We start from the raw sequence: 23953 nt of genomic DNA, 5'->3' as shown, positions 1-23953 counted from the left end.
CGACAATGGACTACGAAACCAAAGCGGCCTCGCCCGAGGTCAAGGACGCGTTCGACGACTTCCTGCGCGCCTTCGAAAGCTTCAAGGACGCCAATGACGAGCGTCTCGCCGCGCTCGAGCGCCGCTCCGGCGACGTCGTGAGCGACGAGAAGGTCGCGCGCATCGACAAGGCGCTGGACGAGCAGAAGCGCGCCCTCGACGCGCTGCTGCTCGAGACCACCCGGCCGGCGCTGTCGCCGGAGCGCAAATCGGCCGTCACCGACCGTGATGCGCTCGAACGCAAGCAGGCCTTCGACCGCTATGTCCGCAAGGGCGACGCGGGCGCGCTCGACGCCTTCGAGCTGAAATCGGCGTTCTCGGCCGGCTCGCCCGGCGACGGCGGCTACACCGTGCCGCTGGAGATCGAGCAGACCATCGACCGCGTGCTGGCCAAGGCCTCGCCGATCCGCGCCCTGGCGACGGTCCGCCAGATCGGCGGCAACGTCTATCGCAAGCCGATCGCCACCGCCGGCGCCGCCACCGGCTGGGTCGCCGAGACCGCGTCGCGGCCGCAGACCGACACGCCGACGCTCAGCGTGATCGATTTCCCCGCGATGGAGCTCTACGCCATGCCGGCCGCGACCGCGACGCTGCTCGACGACAGCCAGGTCGATATCGAGCGCTGGCTGGCCGACGAGGTCCAGGTCGTGTTCGCCGAGCAGGAAGGCGCCGCCTTCGTGAACGGCAACGGCACGACCCAGCCCAAGGGCTTCCTGTCGGAGACCATCGTCGCCGATGCGAGCTGGGTCTGGACCAAGCTCGGCTATGTCGCGTCCGGCGCCGACGGCGCCTTCGCCGCGTCCAATCCGACCGACGCGCTGGTGACGCTGGCCTATGCGCCCAAGCAGGCCTATCGCGCCAACGGCGCCTGGGTGATGAACCGCAAGACCGAAAGCGCGATCCGCAAGTTCAAGGATTCGACGGGCAACTACATCTGGCAGCCCGGCAGCGCCGCCGGCCAGCCGCCCACGCTGCTCGGCTATCCGGTGGCGGAGGCGGAGGACATGCCGGACATCGGCTCGGGGACCTATTCCATCGCCTTCGGCGATTTCGCCCGCGGTTATCTAATCGTCGACCGCATCGGCATCCGCACCCTGCGCGACCCCTACAGCGCCAAGCCCTATGTGCTGTTCTACACGACCAAGCGCGTCGGCGGCGGCGTGCAGAACTACGAAGCGATCAAGCTGATGAAGTTCAGCGCGTCGTAGCCGAAGCCAAGCTTCCTTGTCATCCCCGGCGAGCCTCGGACGCGCAGCGTGCGAGGCGAGGGAAGGGGACCCAGGCGTTGCAGACCGATAGGTCCCGCAGGCCTGGGTCCCCTTCCCCGCGCGATGCTCACGCATCGCTCGGCCGGGGATGACAATGGGGATGAAGGTCGATCTTTGCGACAACTTCGCCAACGGACATTCTCCATGCCCCTCTCCCTCACCGCGCCGCCCGCGCAGGAGCCCGTCACGCTCGCCCGGGCCAAGGCGCATCTCAAGGTCGACACCGCCGACGACGATGCGCTGATCGGCGCGCTCATCACCGCGGCGCGGGCGCGCGCCGAATGGCACACCGGCCGCGCCCTGGTCACCCAGGGCTGGACGCTGCATCTCGACGCCTGGCCGTGCAGCGGCATCGTCGAGATCCCGTTGCCGCCGCTGCAAGGCGTGAGCGCGGTCACGCTCTATGCCCGCGACGACACGCCGTCGGTGCTCGACCTCGCGCGCTACACGGTCGATGCGGCGAGCGCGCCCGCGCGTCTCGCGCTCACCGCGGCGCCGCCGGCCGGTCTGCGGCCGCTGAATGGCATCGCCATCGCCTTCACCGCGGGCTATGGCGACGCCGACGCGGTGCCGGCGCTGCTCCAGGAAGCGATCCTCGCATTGGTGACGTTCCTCTACGAGAACCGCGGCGAAGCGCCCGCCGAGCTGCCGCCTGCCTGTCTGGCGCTCCTCGCGCCGTTCCGGGTTTTGAAACTGTAGCGCCGCCGCACCGGTCATCCCTTCACCTCCCCCTCGCGGGGAGGTCGGTGAAAGACGAAAAATGCTCCGTACTCTCAACCAGCGCGCGACGCTGCTCGCGCACACGCTGACGCCCGATGGCGGCGGCGGCTTCGCCGAATCCTGGGACGCCTTCGCGACGGTGTGGATCGGCCTTGCGCCGCTCGGCGCCGGCGACGCGCTCAACGCCGACCGCCTCGAGTCCAAGGTGCGCCACCGCATCACGCTGCGCCGCCGCGGCGATCTCGCCGCCGGCCAGCGCGTGCAGTTCGGGGCGCGCCTGTTCCGCGTCCATGGCCTGCTCGATGCCGGCCCGCGCACCGCCTATGTCGCACTGCTTTGCGAGGAACTGACATGAGCGCCGCGAGCTGGGCCTTGCAGCAGGCGATCTTCGCCACCCTCGCCACCGACAGCGCGGTGCTGGAGGCGGTGGGCGATCCGCCGCGCATCTTCGACGCGGTGCCGCGGGGCGCTGCCTTTCCCTACATCGTGATCGGCGACGACAGGGAGAGCGACTGGTCGACCGCGACCGAGCCCGGCTCGGCGCATGCCCTGACGGTCCACATCTGGTCGCGCGCCGCCGGCCGCCGCGAGACGCGCCTGGCCGCGCAGGCGGTGATTGACGCGTTGAACGGTGCGGCGCTCGCGATCGACGGCCAGACCCTGATCGACCTGCGCTGGCTGGAAGCGGAGTCGGTGCGCGAGAGCGACGGCGAGACCGTGCACGCGCAATTGCGCTTCCAGGCGCTGCTCGAGCCTGACGCCTGATTTTCCTCCCCCGTGGTTACGGGGGAGGGGGACCATCGCGAAGCGATGGTGGAGGGGGCAGCCACCGGGCCGGCCCCCTCCGCCTCGCTTTCGCTCGGCACCTCCCCCGTAACCACGGGGGGGGGGAAACAGATGAAAGGAAATCCCCATGTCCGCCCAAAAAGGCAAAGACCTGCTCATCAAGCTCGGCGACGGCGCCTCGCCCGAGGCTTTCGCCACCGTCGCCGGCCTGCGCGCCACGACGCTGGCCTTCAACGCCCAGAGCGTCGACGTCACCAACGCCGATTCCGCCGACCAGTGGCGCGAGCTGCTGGCCGGCGGCGGCGTGAAGTCCGCCAGCCTCTCCGGCTCCGGCGTGTTCAAGGATGCGGCCTCCGACGCGGCGCTGCGCAGCGCCTTTTTCGCGCAGGCGATCGGGAATTTCCAAGTGGTGATTCCGAGCTTCGGCACCGTCACCGGCCCGTTCAAGCTCACGGCGCTGCAATATGACGGGCCCTATGACGGCGAGCTCAAGCTGTCGCTCTCGCTCGCCTCGGCCGGGGCGCTGGTGTTCGCGGCGCTTTAGGGTCTGTCGTGACCGGTTTGAATCACGACTGTCATCCCGGCCAAGCGATGCGTCGGCGTCGCGCGGAGCCGGGACCCATCGCGCAAGCGTCTCGATGGCCCCCGTTTTGCTCCGACTCGAACGCCTGAATGCGTCATCGCCCGCTTGTCCGGGCGATGACGCATAGGAATGAATCGAGCCTATCCAAATCAAATCCGGGAAATCGAAAAACGATGCTCACCAACCGCATCCGCGGCGAAGTCGCGCTCGACGCCGGCGGCCGCTCCTACCGCCTGCTGCTCACCCTCGGCGCGCTCGCCGAGATCGAGGACGGCCTCGGCCTCGCCAACTTGTCCGAGATCGGCGTGCGGCTGAAGACGATCCGCGCCGGCGACCTCGCCGTGGTCGTGGCGGCGCTGTTGCGCGGCGGCGGCCACGACCTGGCGCCGGCCGATGTCTTGCGCCTGCCTTGCGATCTCGGCGTGCTGGTCGCCGCCGTCACGTCCGCCTTCGATGCCGCCGGCCTCGCTCCATCTGCGCCACGCGACGGGGACGCCGCACCCGTCCCTTTCGCTGGAGCGACTGGCTGAGCTTCGGCCTCGGCCGCCTGCGCCTGTCGCCCCCCGTGTTCTGGTCGCTCTCCTTGCCCGAATGGCGCGCCCTCGCGGCGCCGCCGCGCGGGCCCCAGCCGCTGGCCCGTGCCGAGCTCCAAACCCTGCTCCTGCAACATCCGGATTGAACCGCCATGACCGATACGCCGCTCAGCCAGAGCCTCGACGCCGCGGGCCAGGCGCTCTCCGCCTTTGTCGGCGGGCCGGTGCATGACGCAACCTCGGCGATCGAGACCGCGGTGACGCGCAGCTTCTCCTCGGTGGAGAACACCATCGCGCGTGCCGTGCTCTCGGGCAAAACCTCCATGGACACGCTGGTCAGCGCCATCCTCTCCGACTTCGACCGCATCGCCACCACGCAATTCCTGGTCAAGCCGATCGAGAGCGTGCTGAGCCAGATTGCGGGCGCGATCCTGCCGGTCGGCGGGGCGCGCGCCGCCGGCGGGCCGGTCGATGCCGGCACGCCTTATCTCGTCGGCGAGCAGGGGCCGGAACTGTTCGTGCCCGGCGCCGCCGGCAGCATCGCGCCCAACAGCGCGCTGCAGGGCAGCAGCATCACGCTCAACGTCCAGACCCCCGACGCGCAGAGCTTCCTGAAATCGCAATCCCAGGTCGCCGCCATGCTCAGCCGCGCCCTGGCGCGCGGGCAGAGGAATCTTTGATGAGATCGTCGCCAAGACACAGGTCCGCCTCCCCCACGCGTGCGAAGCACGCTGGTGGGGGAGGTGCCCGTAGCACCGTCAGGTGCGAAGGGCGGAGGGGGAAATAAATGGCCTTCCACGAAATCCGCTTCCCCACCGCGCTCGCCTTCCACGCCACGGGCGGGCCCGAGCGCAAGACCGAGATCGTCACGCTGGGCTCCGGCTTCGAGGAGCGCAACGCGGTCTGGGCCAATTCGCGGCGCCGCTACGACGCGGGCTATGGCGTCAAATCGCTCGACGACCTGCATGCCGTGATCGCCTTCTTCGAGGCGCGGCTCGGTCGGCTGAACGGCTTCCGCTTCAAGGACTGGAGCGATTTCAAATCCTGCGCCCCGGGCCAGACCGTCTCGCCGCTCGACCAGCCGCTCGGCACGGGCAACGGCCACGCCACGGCGTTCCCGCTCATAAAGGTCTACAGTTCGGGCCCGTCGAGCTGGACGCGCGCCATCGCCAAGCCCGTTGCGGGCACGCTGCGCGTCGCCGCCAACGGCACCGAGCTGCAGGATGGTTTCACGCTCGACGCGACGATAGGCGTGGTGACGTTCGCGGCGGCGCCCGCGAGCGGCGCCATGCTCACCGCCGGCTTCGAGTTCGATACGCCGGTGCGGTTCGACACCGACCAGCTCGCGATCAACCTCGCCAATTTCACCGCCGGCGAACTCCCCAGCATCCCGCTGGTGGAGATCAGGCTGTAGCGAGACCGGCTCGCTCCTTTTCCTCCCCCGTGGTTACGGGGGAGGGAAACATTCGCGTCTGCCCTTTCGCATCGAGTCCACATCCCATGAAACCTCTCCCATCCGGCCTGCAGGCCCATCTCTCCTCCGGCGCTACCACGCTGTGCTGGTGCTGGAAGCTCATCCGCCGCGACGGTGCGCTGCAGGGCTTCACCGACCATGATTGCGCGCTCGGCTTCGACGGCTTGTCCTATGAGCCCGCCACCGGCTTCACCGCCAGCGAGGTGCAGTCGACGCTCGGCCTCGCGGTCGACAACCTCACCGTCCTGGGGGCGCTCAGCGCCGCCACGCTCAACGAGGCCGACCTTGCCGCCGGTCTCTACGACGACGCGGCGATCGAGATCTGGCGCGTGAACTGGGGGGCGCCGGAGCAGCGCGTGCTGATGCGCAAGGGCAGCCTCGGCGAGGTCAAGCGCGGCAAGACCGACTTCAGCGCCGAGATCCGCGGCCTGGCGCATCGCCTGAACCAGCCGGTGGGCCGGGTCTACGGCTATGGCTGCGACGCCGATCTCGGCGATGGGCGCTGCGGCAAGGACATTTCGTCTTCCGCCTTCGCCGCTTCCGCCGCGGTGGCGCGCGTCATCGACAACCGCCGCTTCGCCGTCACGGGGCTCGATGCCTATGCGAACGGCTGGTTCAGCCAGGGCAAGCTCACCTTCACCGGCGGCGCCAATGCCGGCCGCGCCATGGAGGTCAAGCGCCATGCCGCCGGTTCGATCGAGCTGTGGCAGGCGATGAGCGCGCCGGTCGCGCCCGGCGATACCTTCACCGTGACGGCGGGCTGCGACAAGCAATTTGCGACCTGCCGCGACCGCTTCGCCAACAGCGTCAATTTCCGCGGCTTCCCCTACATGCCGGGCAATGACGCAGTGCTGGCGTCGCCCACGCAGACCCAGCCGATGGATGGAGGCAGCCGCTATGGAAACTGACATCGTGCAGCTCGCGCGCGGCTGGCTCGGCACGCCCTATGTCCACCAGGCGAGCGTGAAAGGCGCCGGCTGCGACTGCCTCGGCCTGCTGCGCGGCGTGTGGCGCGAGCGGCATGGCGCCGAACCCGAAGCGCCGCCGCCCTATTCGCCCGACTGGGCCGAAGCCGATCCGCGCGAGACATTATATACGGCGCTGGCGCGACACCTGCGGCCGGTGCCGCTGCGCGACATCGCGCCCGGCGACGTCGCGCTGTTCCGCATGGTGCCGCGCGGCCCCGCCAAGCATTGCGGCCTGGTGGCGGAGCAGGGCGGCGCGCTCACCCTGATCCATGCGCGTCAGAACCGCCGCGTCTCGGAAGAGCCCTTCACGTCCGCCTGGCGCCGCAAGCTGGCCTACGCCTTTCGGATCTGAATTTCGCATGCACCTCTCCCTTGCGGAGAGGTCGAAGGATATCCCATGGCTTCCCTCGTCCTCGGTGTCGTCGGCTCCGGGCTCGGCGCATCGCTGTTCGGCTCGGGTCTGTCGCTGTTCGGCGTCACGCTGAGCGGGGCGCAGATCGGCGGCGCGATCGGCGCCTATCTCGGCACCCAGATCGACGCCGCCATCGCGCCCGGCAAGCATGTCGACGGTCCGCGCCTGGGCGACACGCAATTGCAGGCCTCCAGCGAAGGCGCGCCGATCCCGCGCCTCTATGGCCGCGTCCGCATCGCGGGCCAGGTGATCTGGGCCAGCCGCTACCGCGAGACCGCCACCACCGGCAGCACCGGCGGCGGCAAGGGCCTCGGCGGCCCCGGCGTGAGCGAGACCGACTACAGCTATGCGATCTCCTTCGCGGTCGGGCTCTGCGCCGGCGCCACCCGCCTCGGCCGCGTCTGGGCCGACGGCAACCTGGTCGACATCTCCGCCTTCACCACGCGCTTCCATGCGGGCAGTGAGACCCAGGCGCCCGATCCCCTGATCGCCGACATTGAAGGCGCCGCCAACGCGCCCGCCTTCCGCGGCCTCGCCTATGTCGTGTTCGAGGACCTGCCGCTGGCGCAATTCGGCAACCGCATCCCGCAATTGCAGTTCGAAATCTTCCGCACCCTGGGCGACGGCGATCCGGGCGCGCTCGAGAACCGGCTCTCCGGCGTGGCGCTGATCCCCGGCGCCGGCGAGTTCGTCTACGACTCGACGATCGTGAGCGACGATGACGGCGAAGGCACCACGACGCCGCTGAACGCGCACAATGCCTCGGGCACCGCCGACATCGACGCGTCGCTGGACGAGCTCACCGCGCTGGCGCCCAATCTCGGCGCCGTGTCGCTGGTGACGGGCTGGTTCGGCGACGACCTGCGCGCCGGCAGCTGCACGATCCGCCCCGGCGTCGAGCTCGCCGCCAAGACGACGACGCCGGACAGCTGGCGCGTCGACGGCCTCGCCCGCGCCGACGCGCATCTCGTCTCGCAGCGCGACGGCCGCCCCGCCTATGGCGGCACGCCGTCCGACGCCTCCATCGTGCGCGCGATCGGCAATCTCAAGGCGCGGGGCCTGCGCGTGATGTTCTGTCCGTTCCTGTTCCTGGACCTTCCGCCCGGCAATGCGCGCACCGATCCCTATACCGGCGCCGCGTCGCAGCCCGCCTTCCCCTGGCGCGGCCGCATCACCTGCGCGCCGGCGCCGGGCGTCGCCGGCTCGCCCGACCAGACCGCGGCCGCCGCCACGCAGGTGAGCGCATTCTTCGGCAGCGCGAACGCGGCGGACTTCGCCGTCGACGGCGCGACCGTCGCCTGGCGCGGCGGCGGCGATTGGGGCTATCGCCGCATGGTGCTGCATTATGCGCTGCTGTGCGCCGCGGCCGGTGGCGTCGACGCCTTCCTGGTCGGCTCCGAACTGCGCGGCCTGACGCAATTGCGCGACAGCGCCACGCATTATCCCGCCGTCGCCGCGCTGAAGACGCTCGCGGCCGATGTCCGCGCCATCCTCGGACCGGGCACCAGGCTCGGCTATGCCGCCGATTGGAGCGAATATGCCGGCCACCAGACGGGCGGCGGCGGACTGATCTTCAACCTCGATCCGCTGTGGTCGGATCCGGACATCGATTTCGTCGGGATCGACAATTACCTGCCGCTGGCCGATTGGCGCGACGGCACCGCGCAGCTGGACTACGACCCGGCAGGCCCGACGAACCTCTACGACCGCGCCTATCTCGCCTCGAACATCCGCGGCGGCGAGGACTATGACTGGTACTACGCCTCGGATGCCGACCGTGCGGCACAGACCCGCACGCCGGTCACCGACGGCCTCGGCAAGCCCTGGGTGTGGCGCGCCAAGGATCTGTGGAGCTGGTGGAGCAACCCGCATCACGACCGCCCCGGCGGGACGGAAAGCGCGACGCCGACCGGCTGGACGCCCGGCGGCAAGCCCCTTTGGTTCACCGAATTGGGATGTCCGGCGGTCGACAAGGGCGCCAACCAGCCCAACGTGTTCTTCGATCCGAAATCGGCGGAGAGCGCACTGCCCTGGTACTCGAACGGCGAGCGCGACGATCTCATCCAGCGCCGCTTCCTAGAAGCGCATCTCGCCTTCTGGAGCGATCCCGCCAACAATCCCGCCGCGTCGCTCTACGCCGGCCGCATGGTCGACACCGCGAACATCTATGTCTGGTGCTGGGACGCGCGGCCCTATCCGTTCTTCCCGGCGCGCAGCGATGTGTGGGGCGACGCCGCGAACTGGCGCCTCGGCCATTGGCTGAACGGCCGGCTCGGCGCGGTGCCGCTCGCGCCGCTGGTGGACGACGTCTGCGCCGCCTCGAACTTCACGCAGGCCGACACCACGGCCCTCACCGGCCTCGTCACGGGTTTCGCGGTCACCGACACGATGAGCGCGCGCGACGCGCTGACGCCGCTCTCGGTCGCCTTCCACTTCGACGCGGTGGAGAGCGCCGGCGCGATCCGCTTCGTGCCGCGCGGCCAGGCCGTGGCGGCCGCGCTGGGCGAGGACGATCTCGCGCTGCCCGACGGCGACGACGCTGGCCTCGGCGTCGCGCTGACGCGGGCACAGGAGACCGACCTGCCCAACGTCTCGCGCATCGCCTATCTCGATCCCGATGCCGATTATCGCCAAGCCGGCGTCGAGGCCCGCCGCCTCGTCACGCGCTCCGACCGCGTCGCGACTTCTTCGCTGCCGCTGGTGATGGACCAGGGCCAGGCGACCGGCATCGCGCAACGCCTGCTGCAGGACGCCTGGGTGATGCGCGAGAGCGCGAGCTTCGCGCTGCCGCCCTCGCATCTGGCGCGCGACGTCACCGACGAGGTCGTGCTGACGCTGGGCGGCCGCGACCATCGCCTGCGCCTGACGCAGATCGACGATGCGGGCGCCCGCAAGATCGAGGCGGTGGCGACCGATCCGTCGATCTACGAGCCGCTCACCGGGCCATCGCGTGCGCCGGGCCAGGCGCAGAGTCTCGCGCTGCCGGGCCGGGCGCTGGCCGTCTTCATGGATTTGCCGCTGCTCACGGGGAACGAGACGCCCTGGGCGCCGACCGCCGCGGCCTATGCCGCGCCCTGGCCGGGCAGCGTCCAGGTGCTCAAGAGCGCAAGCGAGTCCAATTACGCGCTCAGCCGGACGCTCGCCAAGCCGGCCACGCTCGGCCGCACGACGGCGGATTTCTGGTCGGGGCCGCTCTGGCGCTGGGACACCGTCAACGCGCTGCGCATCCGGCTCGGCGCCGGTACGCTCGCATCGCAAGACGATCTCGCCGTGCTCGGCGGCGCCAATGCGCTCGCGGTGCAGAACGCCGATGGCGGCTGGGAGATCGTGCAATTCGCCGCCGCGACGCTGACCGCGCCGAACGAATGGACGCTGACCCGCCTGCTGCGCGGCCAGGCCGGCAGCGAAGGCGCGATGCGCGATCCCCTGCCGGCCGGCGCGCGCGTCGTGCTGCTCGACGGCACGCCGCAGCAGCTCGACCTCAAGCAGAACGAGGCGACCTTGCCCTTCCACTACGCCTGGGGTCCGCCGAACAAGCCGCTCTCCGATGCGAGCTGGCAGACCGCGACGGCGCAATTCGCCGGCATCGGCCAGCGCCCGCTCTCGCCGGTGCATCTGGCCGTGCAAGGACAGGGCGGCGACCTGCTGCTCAGCTGGATCCGGCGCACCCGCTTGGGCGGCGACAATTGGGATCAGACCGAGGTGCCGCTGGCCGAGGAGAGCGAGGCCTATGACGTCGAGATCCTCGATGCCGCCGGTGCGGTGATCCGCTCCGTCACGGCGAACCCGGCGCCAAGCTACCTCTACACCGCCGCGCAGATCGCGACGGACTTCCCCGGCGGTCTGCCGAGCCCGTTCCGCTTCACCGTCTACCAGCGCTCCGCCGCCTTCGGCCGCGGCGCGGGCGCGACAATTCTCTTCACCTGAAACACCGTTGTCATCCCTTCCCCTCGCGATGCATACGCATCGCTCGGCCGGGGATGACAAGCGGTGCTCTGCAAGGAGCGCACCCATGTCCGACACCACACCCCGCACCGCCCTGCCGCTGCTCGCCGCGGCGCAGGCGCAGAAGCACGTCACCCACAACGAAGCATTGCTCCAGATGGATGCGCTGCTCTTCGCCCGCTTCCTCGACCGCGATCTTGGCAGCCCGCCCGCGACGCCCGCCGACGGCGACACCTATCTCGTCGCAGCGGGCGGCGCCGGCGCCTGGACGGGCCAGGACGGGAAGATCGCCTTCGCCGCCGATGGCGGCTGGCGCTTCTATGCGCCTTTCACCGGCCTTGCCGCCTATGTGGTCGACGAGAGCAGGCTGATCGTCTTCACCGGTGCCGCCTGGGCCGACTATGCGAGCATCCTGTCGCTGCAGAACGTGCCGCTGCTCGGCGTGAACACCACGGCGGATGCGACGAACAAGCTGGCGACGAAATCCGCCGCCCTGCTGTTCGACAATGCCGGCAACGGCGTGCAGGCCAAGCTCAACAAGCATGCGAGCGGCGACACCGCCTCGCTGCTCTGCCAGACGAACTATTCCGGCCGCGCCGAGCTCGGCCTGTGCGGCGACGACGACCTGCATGTGAAGGTCTCGCCCGACGGGGCCGCCTGGTTCGAAGGCCTCAGGATCGCGCGCGGCAACGGCCTCGTGACCCTGGCCGGCGATCCCACCGCGCCGCTGCACGCCGCGACCCGGCAATATGTCGACGGCCTCGCCAAGGGCTGGACCGCCGGCTCGCTGCTGTTCGGCAACGGCGCGGGCGCGATCGCGCAGGACAATGCCAGGCTGTTCTGGGACGACGTCAATTTCCGCCTCGGCATCGGCAGCGCGTCGCCCACCGCGGCGCTCACCGTCAATCCCAGCGGCACCGCGCCGCCCGCCGTCTTCGCCGCCAGCGCGCTGCACATCGTCGGCACCAACGGCGCCAGCGGCGGCCGCGCCGTCTGCTGGGATGCCAGCGGCACCTTCCCGGTGCTCAAGATGCGGCGGACCAACGGCACCTACGCGTCGCCGGCCGCCGTCGCCCAGGACCAGACACTCGCGAACTGGACGGCGGAGGGCCATGACGGCACGGGGTTCGCGGCCACCGCCACCGGCGCGATCGCCTTCAATGCAGCGGAGAATTTCACCCCGGCGGCACACGGCACCTACTTCATCGTGCAGACCGCCGCGGCAGGCAGCACCTTCCTCGTCGAAGCCTTCCGCGTCTGGGACGACAAGCGCCTGCAGGCCGGCGGCGCCTATGTCGATCTGTCCTATTCCTATCAGACGCCGGCGACCGGTTTCGCGATCACCATCGCGAATGCGACCGGCCGGCTGCTGCTCAATCCCGCGGGCACGCTCGCGGCCGGCGCGATCACCATGCCGGCGGCGCCCAAGGATGGGCAGATCGTGACGCTCGCCTCGACCCAGACGGTCACCGCGCTCACCCACTCGCCCAACGCCGGCCAGTCCATCGCCGGCGCGCTCACCACGCTCGCCGCCAATACGCCGGCGTCCTTCCTCTATGTCGCAAGCGTCGCCAAGTGGCTGCGCACCTGACGAATCCCAAAGGAGAACTCGCATGCTCAACGGATACAAGACCTACATCACCGGCGCGCTGGCCGTGCTCGGCGCCGTCGGCGGCTGGCTCGACGGCGATCTTGGCCTCGTCGCCGCGCTCAATCTCGCGGTCCCGGCGCTGCTCGCGATGACCGTGCGCCACGGCGTCGCCACGGCGGGGCGCTGAGCGATGCGCCGCCTCGCCCTCACGCTCGCGGCCGCGCTCAGCCTCGCACCGCTCGCCGCCTGTTCGACGCTTTCGCCGGATGCCGCGCAGACCGCGCCACAGGCTCTCGCCGACGCCGAGAAGGCGCTGACGCTGGCGCATCTCGCCTATCAGGGGATTGGCGTCGCGTTGAAGGATGCGGCCGCGAGCGGCGCGCTGCATGGCGCCGATGCCGCCACGGCCAGGACGCTCTACGATCAGGCCGGCGCGATCCTCGACGTGGCCGACCAGGCCGATGCGGCCGCCAATGCGCAAGGCGTTCTCGACGCGGTGGCCGCCGCCGCCGCGCTCATCGTCCAGCTCCACGCCCTCGTCCCGAACTAGGAGAGCCGCATGTCCGTCACGCTGATGATCCAGATCCTCGAAGCGCTCGCCGCCACCGTCGCCGAGCTGACGCCGCTGGTCGGCCAGGGCCAGGCGGTGCTGTCGCAAAGCGACGGCGCCGCGATCCGCGCGGCGCTCGCCAAGGCCCAGGCCGCGACCGCGGCGCTGCGTCCCCAGGTCGACGCCGCGCTGGCGGCTGCCGCTACTTGATGGCGCGCGCCGCGAGCGAGGTGCCGGTGGCGAACATGCCGCCCAGATTCTGCATGGGCCCCAGCGGCTGCACGTCGCCGCGCACGATCCGCACATTGGGCTCGCCCGAGAGCAGCTTGTGCGTCACGCGGCCGTTCTGCACCAGGACCAGCACCTGCGCCGTCCAGCCGGTTTCCGTGGTGGTGCGCGAGAAGCCGAAGAGGTCGAGGAACAGGCTGCCGCTGCGCTGATAGGCATGATGCTCGACCTTGAACACATAACCCTCGCAGGCCGAGCGCGCCATGATGCAGTCCTGCACCGCCGGATCGAGCTTGTCGAACGCCATCGAGCTGTTCGGCATGAAGTGCTCGACGATCTCCAGATAGGAAAGCACCGCCACGTTCGGCGTGTGCTGCGCGTCGAAGCCCAGCCCCGCCAGGTCGCTCACCGAAGCCTGGCGCAGCGCGATGCGGTCGAATGCGTCGTTGACCGATTTGTAGGATTCGAAGCTGGAATCGCCGATCTCGCTCTGGCTCGGCAGGAGAAGCCCGCCGCAGCCGCCGAGCGCCATGCACAGACCGCACGCGCCCATCCAGCGCGCCACAACATCCCAACGCATATTATCGCCCCCAACAAAGCGCGGGTTATATCGTCCCGCTTTGTTACACCCAGGCAAGCTTACGCATAAAATCGGACGGAATCGAAGCACGAAGATTTATTGGTAAATTTCGCGGAACCTGCGGCGACGATTTTGTGACGGCGAATCCGATAGTGCTGCAGGGATTTGCTTCGCGGGTGGTCCGAGTTCCGGAACTTGCTCCGGTATCGTGCGCACCGTGCCGATCGCGGCGCGGCATTTGCAGGGATTGCCGGTCAACCGCTTCAATGTTGGACGGATGCGCATGCAACTCGTCAAAAGGCTCGTTTCCCGCGCCCTGTTCCAGGTCATCGGCTTCCGTCCCGCGCCGGTCGCGGCCGCGGTCTGGGACAAGGAATACGCCGCCGGGCATTGGGACTTCCTGGGCGAGATGGGCAGCCTGGGTGGCCTCGTCTCGGTGCTCGGCTATTGCCAGTTCCTCGGTCCCGCCAGCATCCTCGATGTCGGCTGCGGCGCCGGACTGCTGGCGAAAAAGCTGAAAGTACTGCCCTACAAATCCTATCTCGGCATCGACCTTTCGCCGCAGGCGGTCGCCCAGGCGCAGGACGAAGCCGACGCGCGCACCGCCTTCGCGGTGTCGGGGGCGGAGGATTTCCAGTCCGATCGCCGTTTCGACGTGATCATATTCAGCCAGATCCTTAACTACATTCCGCAGCCCGACGCGCTCCTGTCGCGCTACGCCAAATTCCTGACGCCGCAGGGCCGCATCATCGTCTCGCTCTACGATTCGGGCCGCAACCGCGCCGCCTGGAGCCTGATCGAAAGGCCGATGCAGGTCGAAGACATGATGACGGTCAGCCAAGGCGACGGCATGACGACGACGAAGGTGCTCAAACTGAGAATCTAAGTTGGCTGTTCCGGTGGGACCGGTTGTTGGCCGACCTGCAATATAGCGGACGAGAGAGGCGGCAGGAATCGTGGATAAATGGAGCTCCGCCCAGCACCGCTGCAAACGCGCCAAAGAAGTCGCTTGCAACATACTGATACTGTTAAGTAATCGAGTAGATACGGACGTCGGTTGTCTTGGCGGCGGTTATCGCTGTGGTTGACCCCTTCGCCTTGGCACCCTATAAAGCCGTGCTTACTTCTTCTTCCGGCGCCACCAGCGGTAGCGTCGCTTTAGGCGCTGAGGGCACGGTTCTTAAAGGGTTAGGAGCCAATGTCTCTCAGGCACGTTTCCGCTGCCAGGAGCAGCATCCAATGACGATACTCGCAACCCGCCTTGTGAATCGTATTTTGCGTGCAGTGACCGGCGCACGTCGGGGCGGCGAGCCCATCGACGTGTCTCGCCAAGCCGCGGCTCGATTTTCGCGCGGCAATGTTGCAGTTCAGTTCAACGCGTTTGTAGCCGAAGAGGCGTTCGAAAAAGAACGATCTGAGGTCGTGGCGATTACGCTGCCGCGGTAGATTTTGGCCGCAATCCGGGCGGGGGCTCATGAATCAATACTCCGCCCGGTTGGCGGCGCTTGCGAAACTGTGGAATCGCGTCGAGAAGCGCGTCAAAGAAGTCGAGCACTTTCGGGGCGAGGCGCTTGTTCCGGCCATCAATGAAATGCGGTACGCCGGGCGCCGGCTGGCCGACGCGTTGACACTCATGGTGGCCGAGGTTCCACAGGCCGACGATCCAGCTCAGATCGACGAGCACTTGATCATCGCCAAAAGCTATCTCATCAATGCCGATCACGATGTCACCGATTCCATCTGCTTCGTTGTAATTCGACAGGTTGACGGCGTAATTCGCCAACACGGGCGCGACGAAATCGCTAAGCACTACCCCGACTTCTGGAACGTCTATCCTGCGGTTCTCGAATCCCAAAAAATCATTCAGGGAAGCCGCGAGGAACGGCAGAAGCGGGCCGTGGAGTATGAAAAACTCGCAGATGACTACATCCCCAAGCTAACCGCCTTGTATGACGTTTTGGTGCGTACCAAAGAGCTGGCCCTCGCGGATTCTTCCGAAAAGCTCAACGCTCTCTCGCAGCGGGTCGATCTCGTCACGGTCATCACAATTGGAGGATTTGTTGTGGCGGCACTCGCCCTTCTGTTTTCTGTCTTTGGATGGATATGGAGTTGGTCCGCCGTCTACAATTGGTTTCATTGAGCTCTAGCAAACCGTAGGGATGGCGGTTGCCGGTTTGTGGACAGCGGCGTTCGCAAGTCGGTAGCGATCCATGCTGGAGAAGCTGTTCCCGCGCAACCTTGCGCCGCGCCGCCCGGCCCGCGCATCATGCGGTCCCGCTATTCGAGAACACCGCCATGAACGTCAGCGAAGCGCTCGCCACGCGCAAATCCATCCGCGCCTTCCGTGCCGATCCGGTGCCGCGTGCCGTCATCGAGGAGATCCTGCTCAAGGCCGCGCGCGCCCCGTCCGGCGGCAATCTGCAGCCGTGGAAGATCCATGTTCTGACCGGCGCCGCGCGCGACGAGCTGGTGCGCCGCACAAAGGCGCGCATGGCGGTCCATCCGCGCGGCGGCGTGCCCGAGTACCACATCTATCCGCCGGAGCTCACCGAGCCCTACAGGACGCGCCGCTTCACGGTCGGCGAGCAGATGTACGCCACCATCGGCATCCCGCGCGAGGACAAGGCCGCGCGCCTGATGCAGTTCGTGCGCAACTGGGACTTCTTCGGCGCGCCCGCCGGCCTGATCGTCTCCATCGACCGCCAGATGCAGCAGGGCCAGTGGGCCGATCTCGGCATGTTCCTGCAGTCGGTCATGCTGCTGGCGCGTGAGCACGGCCTGCACACCTGCGCGCAGGAGGCCTGGGCGCCGTTCCACGAGGTGATCCGCGACTATCTCGCCGTGCCCGCCAATGAGATGATCTTCTGCGGCATGGCGATCGGTCACGCCGACGAGGCCGCGCCGATCAACAGCCTGGTGTCGGAGCGCGCCCCGCTCGCCGAATGGGCCGTGTTCCGCGAAACCGCGTGACGGTGCCGCGCATATGAGAAACCCGCGCTGGATTTCTCCAGCGCGGGCTCTCGCTTGAACTACGGCTCCTACGGGGAGGGGCATACCGCGGAACCGCGCCTCAAGGTCTTCTCGTCCGCCTCAGAAGCGGATGAAGCCGATGTACCCGCCCGTATGCGGGTTCACTTCGACGAATTTGACGTGGCCGAAGCGGTCGAACGACTTGACGACATAGTGGCCGCGCACGAAGTACGGCGTGCCCACATAGCGGATGTGACGGGCGCGCAGCGTGTTGAAGACCACGCGGTGCTCGACCACGCGGCGCTCGACGCGCTCGACCCGGTGGCGGCCGCGGCCGTCGTCATGGCGGTCGAAGCCGTGGCCGAACGGCGCGGCATCGGCGGCGCCGATGCCGGCAACGGACAGGATGGTGGCCGCAGCCGCAGCCGTCAGGATCTTCTTGAGGTTCATCTTGGTCTCCTTCTGGCCGTCTCGGCCGGTTGACGGAACCGGTCCGTTCGTCTGGACCTCGTTTCCATGTGGCGTAAGATGACCCTCTCCGGCTGAACCAACTCTGGACGCGGTGTTCATTCGAGGTTCATGTCGCACGCCTTAGATAGAACGATGCGTTCCCGGCTGTTCCTCGCTGTTTTCCCGTTGTTTCTGGCGCTCGCCGCGCCGGCTTTGGCGCGCGGCACGCTGGACAGCATCCTGCCGGGAATCCGCGCCGGCCATCCCGGCCGCCTCTCCGACGCCGAGCCCTGGACCGATTCCGACGGCGGCGTGCACTACCGCATCAAGTGGCTGACGCCCGAAGGCCGCGTCCTCTATTTCGACGCCGATGCGCGCACCGGCCGTTATTCCAATGCCGGCGGCGACAATGGCGGTGCATGGCGCAGCGGACGCCGCGGCCGCGACGAAGACGGCCAGAGCGACAACGACCGCGGCCGGCGCAGCCGCTGGAACGACGACGGCCGCGACAGCGACTGGCGCCGGGACGGACAGGACAATGACAATGACAATGACAATAACCGTGGCGGCTGGCATCGCGGCGGCGGCGACTGGCCGGGCCGCGACAGCGGTCGCGGTGGCGGGCGCGGCGGCCTGGGCGGCGGTTGGCACGGCGGCGGCCGCTCCGGCGGCCATCATCACGGCGGCAACTGACCATGCGCATTCTGCTCGTTGAAGACGACAAGGACCTGCAGCGGCTTCTGAAGAAGGCGCTGAGCGATTCCGGCTACGCCGTCGACACGGCGGCGGACGGCGAGGAAGGCCATTTCCTCGGCGACACCGAACCCTATGACGCGGTGATCCTCGATCTCGGCCTGCCCAAGATGGACGGCGTGCGCGTGCTGGAGAAATGGCGCAAGGACGGCAAGACCATGCCGGTCCTGATCCTCACCGCGCGCGACCGCTGGAGCGACAAGGTCGCGGGCTTCGACGCCGGCGCCGACGACTATCTCGCCAAGCCGTTCATCACCGAGGAGCTTCTCGCCCGCGTCCGGGCGCTCTTGCGCCGCGCCGCCGGCCTCGCCACCAGCGAGATCGAGATCGGGCCGCTGCGCATCGACACCCGCGCCAGCCGCGTGACGGTGAACGGCAACCCGGTGAAGCTGACGAGCCTCGAATACCGGCTGCTGTCCTACCTGGCGCATCACAAGGGCAAGGTGGTCAGCCGCACCGAGCTGGTCGAGCATCTCTACGACCAGGATTTCGACCGCGACTCCAACACCATCGAGGTGTTCGTCGGCCGGCTGCGCAAGAAGCTCGACACCGATCTCATCCAGACCGTGCGCGGCCTCGGCTATTGCCTGGACGAAAAGCCGGCAGGATAGAGGGGCGTCGCAATCACTTGCGGCCGGCTGCGATGGCCGCGTCGTGCTGGGTTTCGAAGCGCTGATAGGCGCCCAGGGCACTCTCGAATCCCTGGGTCGACACCGGCAGATAGATCGGCTTGCCGTCGAGGCCGGCGAACAGCAGGCGCGTCGCCGTCGCCGCCTTGAAGCTTGCGGCAAGGCCGTCGTCGAATGCGATCCTGGCGAGACAGCCCTGGTCGCCGCAGAGCGCGAAGGGAAAGACGGAGGGTTGTGCCTTCGGGCCGCCGAAATCGAAGGCGATGCCCGGCTCCAGCAGCACGTTGAAGGGCAGGGTCACATACAGCATATGGCGGTAGAGCAGCAGTCGCGCGATCGGCTGCCCGTTGGCCGTGCTCCGGATCTCCTGCTGCATCGCGCAGGAGGCCAGCGTGTCGGCCATTGCGGGACAGGAGACGCTCCAATCGAAATACTGCCGCGTCGTCGGCACATCGTCGGGATTGGCGGCGGTCGGCTTGGCGCCTGCCGGCGCAGCCATCATCGCGATCGCGGCCGCCGCCATCATGCGCCGGCGTCGCTGCGCGCGCATCAATTCTCCTTGATCGCGAAGGCCATGACCATCCGCCCGATGGGCGGCATCGCCGTCTGGCTCAGCAGCAGCTCGAGGCTGCCGTCTTCGCTGCCGCTCTCCGACATCGCGGTCATCCCGGGCGGGAGCGGCCGGCCGGCATGCGCGGGATCGATCTTCTTCAGGTCGACCTGCTTCACGACGTCGTCGATGAAGCCCGGCTCCTGCGGCCCGAAGAACTCGGTGGCGCACATCCGCATGGTCTTGCCGCGCGGGACGTTCGGCCGGTCGTCCGGGCCGGAGGCGGCGAACAGGATCACGGGCCGGCCGGCGACCGTCAGGCGCCAGGCGCCGGCGATCGTCCCGCCGCCGGGCGGGGTCGGCAGCCGGTCGATGGCCGGCCAGTGATTCAGGGCGGCGATATGCTTGATCCGCGCCGCGTCGCTTTCGGTGCGATAACAGACGTTGAGGAAGATATCCGCGACCTTGGCCGTGCCCCGGCTCGCTTCCGCCAGGCTTTCATCGGATTTCGAACAGGAGCTCAGGCCGGCGGTGCCGACGACGAGCGCCAGGATTGCGGCCGGACCGCGCCAGGCGCCGCCCGTCAGATGCTTCGTCATGGCCGGAAAATCCTTCTGATCGGACATCGCTCGCGCCGCGCGGCCATGCCAAGGCGCCATCTTGGCGGTATGCTCGTCCCGCGCAAGACGCATAGTCTGTTCCCGCTTCGCCTTCAAAGGATTTTCGTGTCCCGCCTTCGCTCCATCGCCGATCGCTTGCGCCTCAACTCGCTGTCCGGCCGCCTCATCGCCGCCGCGGCGGTGTGGACCTTGCTGGCGCTCATCGGCGGCGGCCTCATCCTCTCCAATGCGTTCCGCACGTCGGTGGAGGGCGATTTCGACTCCGACCTGCGCGACGACCTCGACGCCCTGGTCGCCGCCGCCGGCCATGACCGGAGCGGCGAGATCCAGCTCGACGAGCACTATCTGAGCGAAGCCTTCCAGCGCGCCTATTCGGGCGCCTATTGGCAGATCGACCCGGTCGGCAAGGGCAAGATGCTGTTCTCCCATTCGCTGCTCGACCACACGCTGGCCTTCGCCGATTCCACGCCGCAGAAGGACGGCTTCGTCGCCGGCCATGGCGATGGCCCGGACGGCCAGCATCTGCGCATCCTCGCCCGCCGCATCGAGTTTCCGATCACCGCCACCGCCAAGACCGACGACAGCCGCGCCTACATGCTGTTCGTCGCCTCCGACATGAAGGATCTCGATGCGCGCATCGCCGAGTTCAACGGCACGCTGATCTGGTCCTTCGCCATCCTGGGCGCGGGCCTGATCGCGGCGGTCTTCATCCAGGTGCGTGTCGGCCTGCAGCCGCTGCGCCGGGTGACGCTCGCCCTGCACCGCATCCGCGACGGCAGCGCCCGCCGCCTCGAGGGCAGCTTCCCGTCCGAGATCGCGCCGCTGGCCCTGGAGCTCAACAGCCTGATCGAGCATTCCGCCGAGGTCGTCGGCCGTGCCCGCTCCTATGTCTCCAACCTCGCGCATTTCCTGAAGACGCCGCTGACGGTGCTGCAGAGCGAGGCGGCGGCGCAGCCCGGCCCGCTGGCCGATGCCGTGAACCGCCAGGTTCTCGCCATGCGCCGCCAGGTCGACCATTATCTCGCCCGCGCCCGCGCCGCTGGCGCGCTCGACGTCCTGGGCAACCGCACGCCGGTCGCCTCCGTGCTCGACGATCTCGCGCGCACCTTGCGCCGCATCCACCGCGACCGCGCCATCGCCATCGAGGTCGCTTGTCCGCCCGGCCTCGCCTTCAAGGGCGAGCGCCAGGATCTCGAAGAGATGGCGGGCAACCTGATCGACAATGGCTGCAAATGGGCCCGCTCGAAGGTCCGGATCGGCGCCGTGCCCGCCGGCTCGGTCTTCACGCTCGTCATCGAAGACGACGGTCCCGGCCTGACGCCGGAAGAGCGCGACCTGGTCGGCGAGCGCGGCGAACGCCTCGACGAAAGCGTCCCCGGCACCGGCCTCGGCCTCGCCATCGTCCGCGATGTGGCCAAGCTCTATGGTGGCAGCCTCGAACTCGGTCCCTCGGCGCTGGGCGGACTGGGCGCCAGGCTGTCGCTGCCCGCGATCGCCTGAGAGGCCGCCAGCCTGCGGTTAATATACGGGCGATAAACGGTTGACGCCCAGAAACATCGCATTAACCGAGGATCGCTATACCTGATGGGTCTGTCGGCCCATCCTTGCGGCTGGGCGGGCGCTGGGATCGCAATGCTGACGCCGGAACGCACTGGACTTCTGAAGTCCTTCTTGGGCGGCTTGCCCGAGCAGATCGCTGCGCGCCTTGCGCAGGCGGTGGAAGTCGACCGGCTGGTCGACGGCAAGTCGCTGCCCCATGAGATGATCCTTGAAGGCCTGCGTCCCGCGCTGCGCCGTGCCGCCGGCGCCGAGCGCACGCCGACGCCGCTGCGCGCCTTTTGCCTGCCCTTCGAAGATCTCTTCACGCTCCTGCCGCGCAAGGCCAAGCAGAAAGGCGCCATCGCCCGCGGCAGCGTCATGCCCGTCTGGGCCTGGATCAGCCAGAGCCTCGCGCCGGAGCAGACCCGCGACTACATCCGCGACTTCCGGGCGCTGACCTTGGCCGGCAAGCATGTCGAAGCCCGCAACCGGGCCGCCGCATTCTGGACCGTGGCCGCGACGACGGTGGCCGCGCGACTGTCCGACGAGAAGGCGGCGCGAAACGCGCTCGGCTCGGCCCAGGTCGTCGCCGATGCGGCCGAGATGGCACTGCTGCTCGGCGTCGCCGCCGATGTGGTCGAGATCCACGACATCCTTCCCAAGCCCGTTCCCACGCTGACCGAGGAGATGCTGTGGTCGCTGCGCCGGGTCTATGACCGGCTGATCGCGAACACGCCCGATGCCGCGCCTTACGTCGCCGTGCTGGCGATGCATCGTCTGGTGCGGCCTTGGGAGGCGCTCAAGCTGCCGCTGCTGGTGTCGCGCCAGACGCAGGACACGCTGATCGCATCGACCGACATGGGCATGGTCGGCGAAATCCTGTTCGACGACATCGAAGCCTATGCCAAGGCGGTGCGCGAGGCGCAGCATCCGGCGTTCGATGGCCGGGCATTGCTCGACAATCTCTCGCGCTTCACCACCCTGTCCTCGGGCATCGTCAAGGGCATCGAGATGCGCCGCGACGGCAAGTGGGGCCAGCGCCTGATGAAGGATCGTGCCGCGCTGGCCGCGACGATGGACGGCTTCATGGAGCGCGCGCCCAAGGAACTGGCGGCGGCGCTGCCGCTGCAGCGCGGCGCCGGCCCGAAATACCCCGACTTCTCGCGGCCCGTCGATCCCGAGAAGCAGGAGCGCGCGGTGCGCTATGCGCGGCTCGTCGCGGGCAGCCGGCCGCTCGCCGCCGCCGCGAGCTTCGCCGCGACGCAGAAGAAGGCCGAAGAGGAAATGTGTCAGGCGCTGCGCAGCTATAACGAAGACGTGGTCAAGGAACTGCGCACCGCGCAAGGGCCGCGGCGGGACGTGGCGGAAAGCCAGTTCGAACTGGTCTGCGCCCTGACGGCGTGCCTTTTCAGCGAAGAGGAAGCCGAATTCCTCCGCCGCCGCGGCAAGGCCGCGCAACAGGCGGCGGCGTAGACGGCGAGCAACGAACACACCGAAAACGGTCTCACACGCCGCCTTCGGTCTTCAAGGCCGCGATCTCCAGCGCCGAGAAGCCGAGCTCGCGCAGCACCTCGTCGGTGTGCTCGCCCAGCATGGGTGGCCGGGTCCGCACCGTGCCCGGCGTGCCGTGCAGCTTGACCGGCGTCGCCGCGACCTTCGCGGCGCCGAGGCCCGGAAAGTCGACGTCCACGAAGAAGTCGCCGCCCGCGACATGGGCGTCGTCCAGCGTCTGGCGCGGCCGGTAGACCGGTCCCGCCGGCACGCGCGCGCCCTCGAAGGCGGCGATCGCCTCGGCGCTGCTCCGCGCCGCGACCCAGGCGCCGACGCGTTCGGAGATGATCGCTCCATGATCGCCCCGCGCCTTGTCGGAGGCGAAGCGCGGATCCTCGAGCCATTCGGGCGCCCCGATCAGCCTGGCGGCGCGGCGGAACAGCGGATCGCCGTTCACCGCCACCGTGATCCAGCCGTCCTTCGTCTTGTAGATGTCCGATGGCCCGGCGGTCTGGCTGCGGTTGAGCGACGGCACGCGTCCGATCTTGAGCGCGTCCTCCTCGATCAGCGTCGGCGAGAAGAAGGTGAGCGCGGTGCGCAGCAGGGCGCCTTCGACCAGTTGTCCGCGCCCGGTCGTCTCGCGCGCCCGCAGCGCCGCGGCGACACCCAGTGCCAGCAGCGACGCCGTCCCGAAATCCACCCAGGGCGCCGCCGAGCGCACGGGCTGTTCCTCGGCGCCGGAGAAATAGGCCGCACCCGACATCGCCTGCGCCACGCCGTCGAACCCGACGCGCCCGGCATAGGGGCCGTCGAGTCCGAAGGCGGTGCCGACCGCGAGGATGGCGCGCGGGTTGATCGCCGACACGGAGTCCCAGTCGAGTCCCATCGCCTTCAGCGTCTCCGCCGGCAGGTTGGCGACCACGACGTCGGCGCTGCGCACCAGCCGCCGCACGACCTCGCGGCCGGCCTCGCTCATCGGATCGCAGGTGAGGCTGCGCTTGTTGCGGTTCATCTGCAGGAACATCGCGCCCTCGCGCGGCGTGCCGTCCGCGTTCTCGCCCAGGGGCACCAGGGTGCGGTCCTCGCGGCCCTCGCGCTTCTCGACCCGGATCACGTCGGCGCCGAGGTCGCCGAGCAGCGCCGCGCAATAGGGCCCTGCGATATAGCGCCCGAAATCGGCGACCCGGATCCCGTCGAAAGGTCCGGCAAAGGCTTCGGCCACGGCATGGCTCCGTCAGGAATGCGCGCCGACTATATCCCGCGCGCGCGAAATT

28 protein-coding genes are annotated in these 23953 nt (G+C 68.6%); 23 read left to right on the top strand and 5 right to left on the bottom strand.

Annotated features, from left to right (window positions below; all coding sequences use genetic code 11):
• The first annotated feature begins 5 nt into the window (after positions 1 to 5).
• The 15 genes from WDM91_13970 (at position 6) to WDM91_13900 (ending at position 13079) form a co-directional block, all read left to right on the top strand.
• Positions 6 to 1247 (top strand): phage major capsid protein, encoded by a 1242-nt coding sequence (locus WDM91_13970; GenBank protein MEI9995698.1) that lies wholly within the window; start codon positions 6 to 8, stop codon positions 1245 to 1247.
• A 204-nt stretch (positions 1248 to 1451) separates the two neighbouring features.
• On the top strand, positions 1452 to 2006 hold the full coding sequence (locus WDM91_13965; GenBank protein MEI9995697.1) for a head-tail connector protein: 555 nt from the start codon (positions 1452 to 1454) through the stop codon (positions 2004 to 2006).
• A gap of 61 nt (positions 2007 to 2067) precedes the next feature.
• Positions 2068 to 2382: a phage head closure protein gene (locus WDM91_13960; GenBank protein ID MEI9995696.1), complete on the top strand. Its 315-nt coding sequence runs from the start codon at positions 2068 to 2070 to the stop codon at positions 2380 to 2382.
• Entirely contained in the window at positions 2379 to 2792 is a 414-nt protein-coding gene (locus WDM91_13955) for a DUF3168 domain-containing protein (protein MEI9995695.1), read from the top strand. The genes WDM91_13960 and WDM91_13955 overlap by 4 nt, the downstream gene beginning before the upstream one ends.
• A 148-nt stretch (positions 2793 to 2940) precedes the next feature.
• Positions 2941 to 3357 carry a phage major tail protein, TP901-1 family gene (locus WDM91_13950; GenBank protein MEI9995694.1) on the top strand — a complete coding sequence of 139 codons (417 nt, stop codon included), beginning with the start codon at positions 2941 to 2943 and terminating at the stop codon, positions 3355 to 3357.
• Positions 3358 to 3569: 212 nt separating this feature from the next.
• Positions 3570 to 3926, top strand: a complete 357-nt coding sequence (locus WDM91_13945) for a GTA-gp10 family protein (protein ID MEI9995693.1) — start codon at positions 3570 to 3572, stop codon at positions 3924 to 3926.
• A 155-nt stretch (positions 3927 to 4081) separates the two neighbouring features.
• Entirely contained in the window at positions 4082 to 4609 is a 528-nt protein-coding gene (locus WDM91_13940; protein MEI9995692.1) for a phage tail tape measure C-terminal domain-containing protein, read from the top strand.
• 107 nt (positions 4610 to 4716) lie between these two features.
• Positions 4717 to 5343 (top strand): DUF2460 domain-containing protein, encoded by a 627-nt coding sequence (locus WDM91_13935; GenBank protein ID MEI9995691.1) that lies wholly within the window; start codon positions 4717 to 4719, stop codon positions 5341 to 5343.
• 86 nt (positions 5344 to 5429) lie between these two features.
• Positions 5430 to 6311, top strand: a complete 882-nt coding sequence (locus WDM91_13930; protein ID MEI9995690.1) for a DUF2163 domain-containing protein — start codon at positions 5430 to 5432, stop codon at positions 6309 to 6311.
• Positions 6301 to 6723, top strand: coding sequence for a hypothetical protein (locus WDM91_13925; GenBank protein ID MEI9995689.1), 423 nt, complete (start codon positions 6301 to 6303; stop codon positions 6721 to 6723). The genes WDM91_13930 and WDM91_13925 overlap by 11 nt, the downstream gene beginning before the upstream one ends.
• A 45-nt stretch (positions 6724 to 6768) precedes the next feature.
• Complete coding sequence (locus tag WDM91_13920; GenBank protein ID MEI9995688.1) at positions 6769 to 10710, top strand: glycoside hydrolase/phage tail family protein; 3942 nt, start codon at positions 6769 to 6771, stop codon at positions 10708 to 10710.
• An 85-nt stretch (positions 10711 to 10795) separates the two neighbouring features.
• Positions 10796 to 12319, top strand: a complete 1524-nt coding sequence (locus WDM91_13915) for a DUF2793 domain-containing protein (GenBank protein MEI9995687.1) — start codon at positions 10796 to 10798, stop codon at positions 12317 to 12319.
• A 22-nt stretch (positions 12320 to 12341) separates the two neighbouring features.
• The gene (locus tag WDM91_13910; protein ID MEI9995686.1) at positions 12342 to 12506 is read left to right on the top strand and encodes a hypothetical protein; all 165 of its coding nucleotides are present in this window, start codon (positions 12342 to 12344) and stop codon (positions 12504 to 12506) included.
• Between the two features lie 3 nt (positions 12507 to 12509).
• Positions 12510 to 12869, top strand: a complete 360-nt coding sequence (locus WDM91_13905) for a hypothetical protein (protein ID MEI9995685.1) — start codon at positions 12510 to 12512, stop codon at positions 12867 to 12869.
• Between the two features lie 9 nt (positions 12870 to 12878).
• Positions 12879 to 13079, top strand: a complete 201-nt coding sequence (locus WDM91_13900) for a hypothetical protein (protein ID MEI9995684.1) — start codon at positions 12879 to 12881, stop codon at positions 13077 to 13079.
• On the opposite strand, the gene WDM91_13895 is transcribed toward WDM91_13900, so the two are convergent.
• On the bottom strand, positions 13072 to 13677 hold the full coding sequence (locus WDM91_13895; GenBank protein ID MEI9995683.1) for a hypothetical protein: 606 nt from the start codon (positions 13675 to 13677) through the stop codon (positions 13072 to 13074). The genes WDM91_13900 and WDM91_13895 overlap by 8 nt on opposite strands.
• A 283-nt stretch (positions 13678 to 13960) precedes the next feature.
• On the opposite strand from WDM91_13895, the gene WDM91_13890 reads away from it, so the two are divergent.
• The 4 genes from WDM91_13890 (at position 13961) to WDM91_13875 (ending at position 16647) form a co-directional block, all read left to right on the top strand.
• Positions 13961 to 14563, top strand: coding sequence for a methyltransferase domain-containing protein (locus tag WDM91_13890; protein MEI9995682.1), 603 nt, complete (start codon positions 13961 to 13963; stop codon positions 14561 to 14563).
• Between the two features lie 176 nt (positions 14564 to 14739).
• The gene (locus WDM91_13885; GenBank protein MEI9995681.1) at positions 14740 to 15123 is read left to right on the top strand and encodes a hypothetical protein; all 384 of its coding nucleotides are present in this window, start codon (positions 14740 to 14742) and stop codon (positions 15121 to 15123) included.
• A 28-nt stretch (positions 15124 to 15151) separates the two neighbouring features.
• Positions 15152 to 15817, top strand: a complete 666-nt coding sequence (locus tag WDM91_13880) for a hypothetical protein (GenBank protein MEI9995680.1) — start codon at positions 15152 to 15154, stop codon at positions 15815 to 15817.
• 155 nt (positions 15818 to 15972) lie between these two features.
• On the top strand, positions 15973 to 16647 hold the full coding sequence (locus tag WDM91_13875) for a nitroreductase (protein MEI9995679.1): 675 nt from the start codon (positions 15973 to 15975) through the stop codon (positions 16645 to 16647).
• A 120-nt stretch (positions 16648 to 16767) separates the two neighbouring features.
• On the opposite strand, the gene WDM91_13870 is transcribed toward WDM91_13875, so the two are convergent.
• A complete protein-coding gene (locus WDM91_13870) occupies positions 16768 to 17097 on the bottom strand; it encodes a hypothetical protein (GenBank protein MEI9995678.1) in 330 nt (109 codons plus the stop codon).
• Positions 17098 to 17250: 153 nt separating this feature from the next.
• Here WDM91_13870 and WDM91_13865 point away from each other — a divergent pair, with 153 nt between their 5' ends.
• Together WDM91_13865 and WDM91_13860 are read left to right on the top strand one after the other, a co-directional pair.
• On the top strand, positions 17251 to 17790 hold the full coding sequence (locus WDM91_13865) for a hypothetical protein (GenBank protein MEI9995677.1): 540 nt from the start codon (positions 17251 to 17253) through the stop codon (positions 17788 to 17790).
• Positions 17791 to 17792: 2 nt separating this feature from the next.
• Entirely contained in the window at positions 17793 to 18461 is a 669-nt protein-coding gene (locus WDM91_13860; protein MEI9995676.1) for a response regulator transcription factor, read from the top strand.
• Positions 18462 to 18474: 13 nt separating this feature from the next.
• Here the strand turns inward: WDM91_13860 and WDM91_13855 are convergent, their stop codons facing one another.
• Together WDM91_13855 and WDM91_13850 are read right to left on the bottom strand one after the other, a co-directional pair.
• A complete protein-coding gene (locus tag WDM91_13855) occupies positions 18475 to 19029 on the bottom strand; it encodes an invasion associated locus B family protein (protein ID MEI9995675.1) in 555 nt (184 codons plus the stop codon).
• On the bottom strand, positions 19029 to 19721 hold the full coding sequence (locus WDM91_13850) for a hypothetical protein (protein ID MEI9995674.1): 693 nt from the start codon (positions 19719 to 19721) through the stop codon (positions 19029 to 19031). Before WDM91_13850 ends, WDM91_13855 begins: the two co-directional genes overlap by 1 nt.
• 33 nt (positions 19722 to 19754) lie before the next feature.
• Here WDM91_13850 and WDM91_13845 point away from each other — a divergent pair, with 33 nt between their 5' ends.
• Positions 19755 to 21149, top strand: coding sequence for a sensor histidine kinase (locus WDM91_13845; GenBank protein ID MEI9995673.1), 1395 nt, complete (start codon positions 19755 to 19757; stop codon positions 21147 to 21149).
• Between the two features lie 171 nt (positions 21150 to 21320).
• On the top strand, positions 21321 to 22661 hold the full coding sequence (locus tag WDM91_13840) for a hypothetical protein (protein MEI9995672.1): 1341 nt from the start codon (positions 21321 to 21323) through the stop codon (positions 22659 to 22661).
• Between the two features lie 31 nt (positions 22662 to 22692).
• Here WDM91_13840 and WDM91_13835 read toward each other — a convergent pair whose 3' ends face one another.
• Entirely contained in the window at positions 22693 to 23901 is a 1209-nt protein-coding gene (locus WDM91_13835) for a CoA transferase (protein ID MEI9995671.1), read from the bottom strand.
• Between the last annotated feature and the right edge of the window lie 52 nt (positions 23902 to 23953).

Origin of the sequence: Rhizomicrobium sp., assembly GCA_037200385.1 — a bacterium.
Lineage (GTDB): Bacteria > Pseudomonadota > Alphaproteobacteria > Micropepsales > Micropepsaceae > Rhizomicrobium.
Note: the sequence above shows the minus strand (reverse complement) of the source record. Positions and strands in the feature narration are given on the sequence as shown.

Excerpts from the sequence above, each read along its gene's own strand:
- WDM91_13910 (MEI9995686.1), top strand. The coding sequence starts at position 12,342 with ATGCTCAACGGATACAAGACCTACATCACCGGCGCGCTGGCCGTGCTC.
- WDM91_13915 (MEI9995687.1), top strand. The coding sequence starts at position 10,796 with ATGTCCGACACCACACCCCGCACCGCCCTGCCGCTGCTCGCCGCGGCG.
- WDM91_13970 (MEI9995698.1), top strand. The coding sequence starts at position 6 with ATGGACTACGAAACCAAAGCGGCCTCGCCCGAGGTCAAGGACGCGTTC.
- WDM91_13940 (MEI9995692.1), top strand. The coding sequence starts at position 4,082 with ATGACCGATACGCCGCTCAGCCAGAGCCTCGACGCCGCGGGCCAGGCG.
- WDM91_13920 (MEI9995688.1), top strand. The coding sequence starts at position 6,769 with ATGGCTTCCCTCGTCCTCGGTGTCGTCGGCTCCGGGCTCGGCGCATCG.
- WDM91_13855 (MEI9995675.1), bottom strand. The coding sequence starts at position 19,029 with ATGCGCGCGCAGCGACGCCGGCGCATGATGGCGGCGGCCGCGATCGCG.
- WDM91_13870 (MEI9995678.1), bottom strand. The coding sequence starts at position 17,097 with ATGAACCTCAAGAAGATCCTGACGGCTGCGGCTGCGGCCACCATCCTG.
- WDM91_13935 (MEI9995691.1), top strand. The coding sequence starts at position 4,717 with ATGGCCTTCCACGAAATCCGCTTCCCCACCGCGCTCGCCTTCCACGCC.
- WDM91_13895 (MEI9995683.1), bottom strand. The coding sequence starts at position 13,677 with ATGCGTTGGGATGTTGTGGCGCGCTGGATGGGCGCGTGCGGTCTGTGC.
- WDM91_13850 (MEI9995674.1), bottom strand. The coding sequence starts at position 19,721 with ATGCGTCTTGCGCGGGACGAGCATACCGCCAAGATGGCGCCTTGGCAT.
- WDM91_13960 (MEI9995696.1), top strand. The coding sequence starts at position 2,068 with ATGCTCCGTACTCTCAACCAGCGCGCGACGCTGCTCGCGCACACGCTG.
- WDM91_13930 (MEI9995690.1), top strand. The coding sequence starts at position 5,430 with ATGAAACCTCTCCCATCCGGCCTGCAGGCCCATCTCTCCTCCGGCGCT.
- WDM91_13880 (MEI9995680.1), top strand. The coding sequence starts at position 15,152 with ATGAATCAATACTCCGCCCGGTTGGCGGCGCTTGCGAAACTGTGGAAT.
- WDM91_13860 (MEI9995676.1), top strand. The coding sequence starts at position 17,793 with ATGCGCATTCTGCTCGTTGAAGACGACAAGGACCTGCAGCGGCTTCTG.
- WDM91_13925 (MEI9995689.1), top strand. The coding sequence starts at position 6,301 with ATGGAAACTGACATCGTGCAGCTCGCGCGCGGCTGGCTCGGCACGCCC.
- WDM91_13900 (MEI9995684.1), top strand. The coding sequence starts at position 12,879 with ATGTCCGTCACGCTGATGATCCAGATCCTCGAAGCGCTCGCCGCCACC.
- WDM91_13890 (MEI9995682.1), top strand. The coding sequence starts at position 13,961 with ATGCAACTCGTCAAAAGGCTCGTTTCCCGCGCCCTGTTCCAGGTCATC.
- WDM91_13955 (MEI9995695.1), top strand. The coding sequence starts at position 2,379 with ATGAGCGCCGCGAGCTGGGCCTTGCAGCAGGCGATCTTCGCCACCCTC.
- WDM91_13945 (MEI9995693.1), top strand. The coding sequence starts at position 3,570 with ATGCTCACCAACCGCATCCGCGGCGAAGTCGCGCTCGACGCCGGCGGC.
- WDM91_13875 (MEI9995679.1), top strand. The coding sequence starts at position 15,973 with ATGAACGTCAGCGAAGCGCTCGCCACGCGCAAATCCATCCGCGCCTTC.
- WDM91_13965 (MEI9995697.1), top strand. The coding sequence starts at position 1,452 with ATGCCCCTCTCCCTCACCGCGCCGCCCGCGCAGGAGCCCGTCACGCTC.
- WDM91_13950 (MEI9995694.1), top strand. The coding sequence starts at position 2,941 with ATGTCCGCCCAAAAAGGCAAAGACCTGCTCATCAAGCTCGGCGACGGC.
- WDM91_13905 (MEI9995685.1), top strand. The coding sequence starts at position 12,510 with ATGCGCCGCCTCGCCCTCACGCTCGCGGCCGCGCTCAGCCTCGCACCG.
- WDM91_13865 (MEI9995677.1), top strand. The coding sequence starts at position 17,251 with ATGCGTTCCCGGCTGTTCCTCGCTGTTTTCCCGTTGTTTCTGGCGCTC.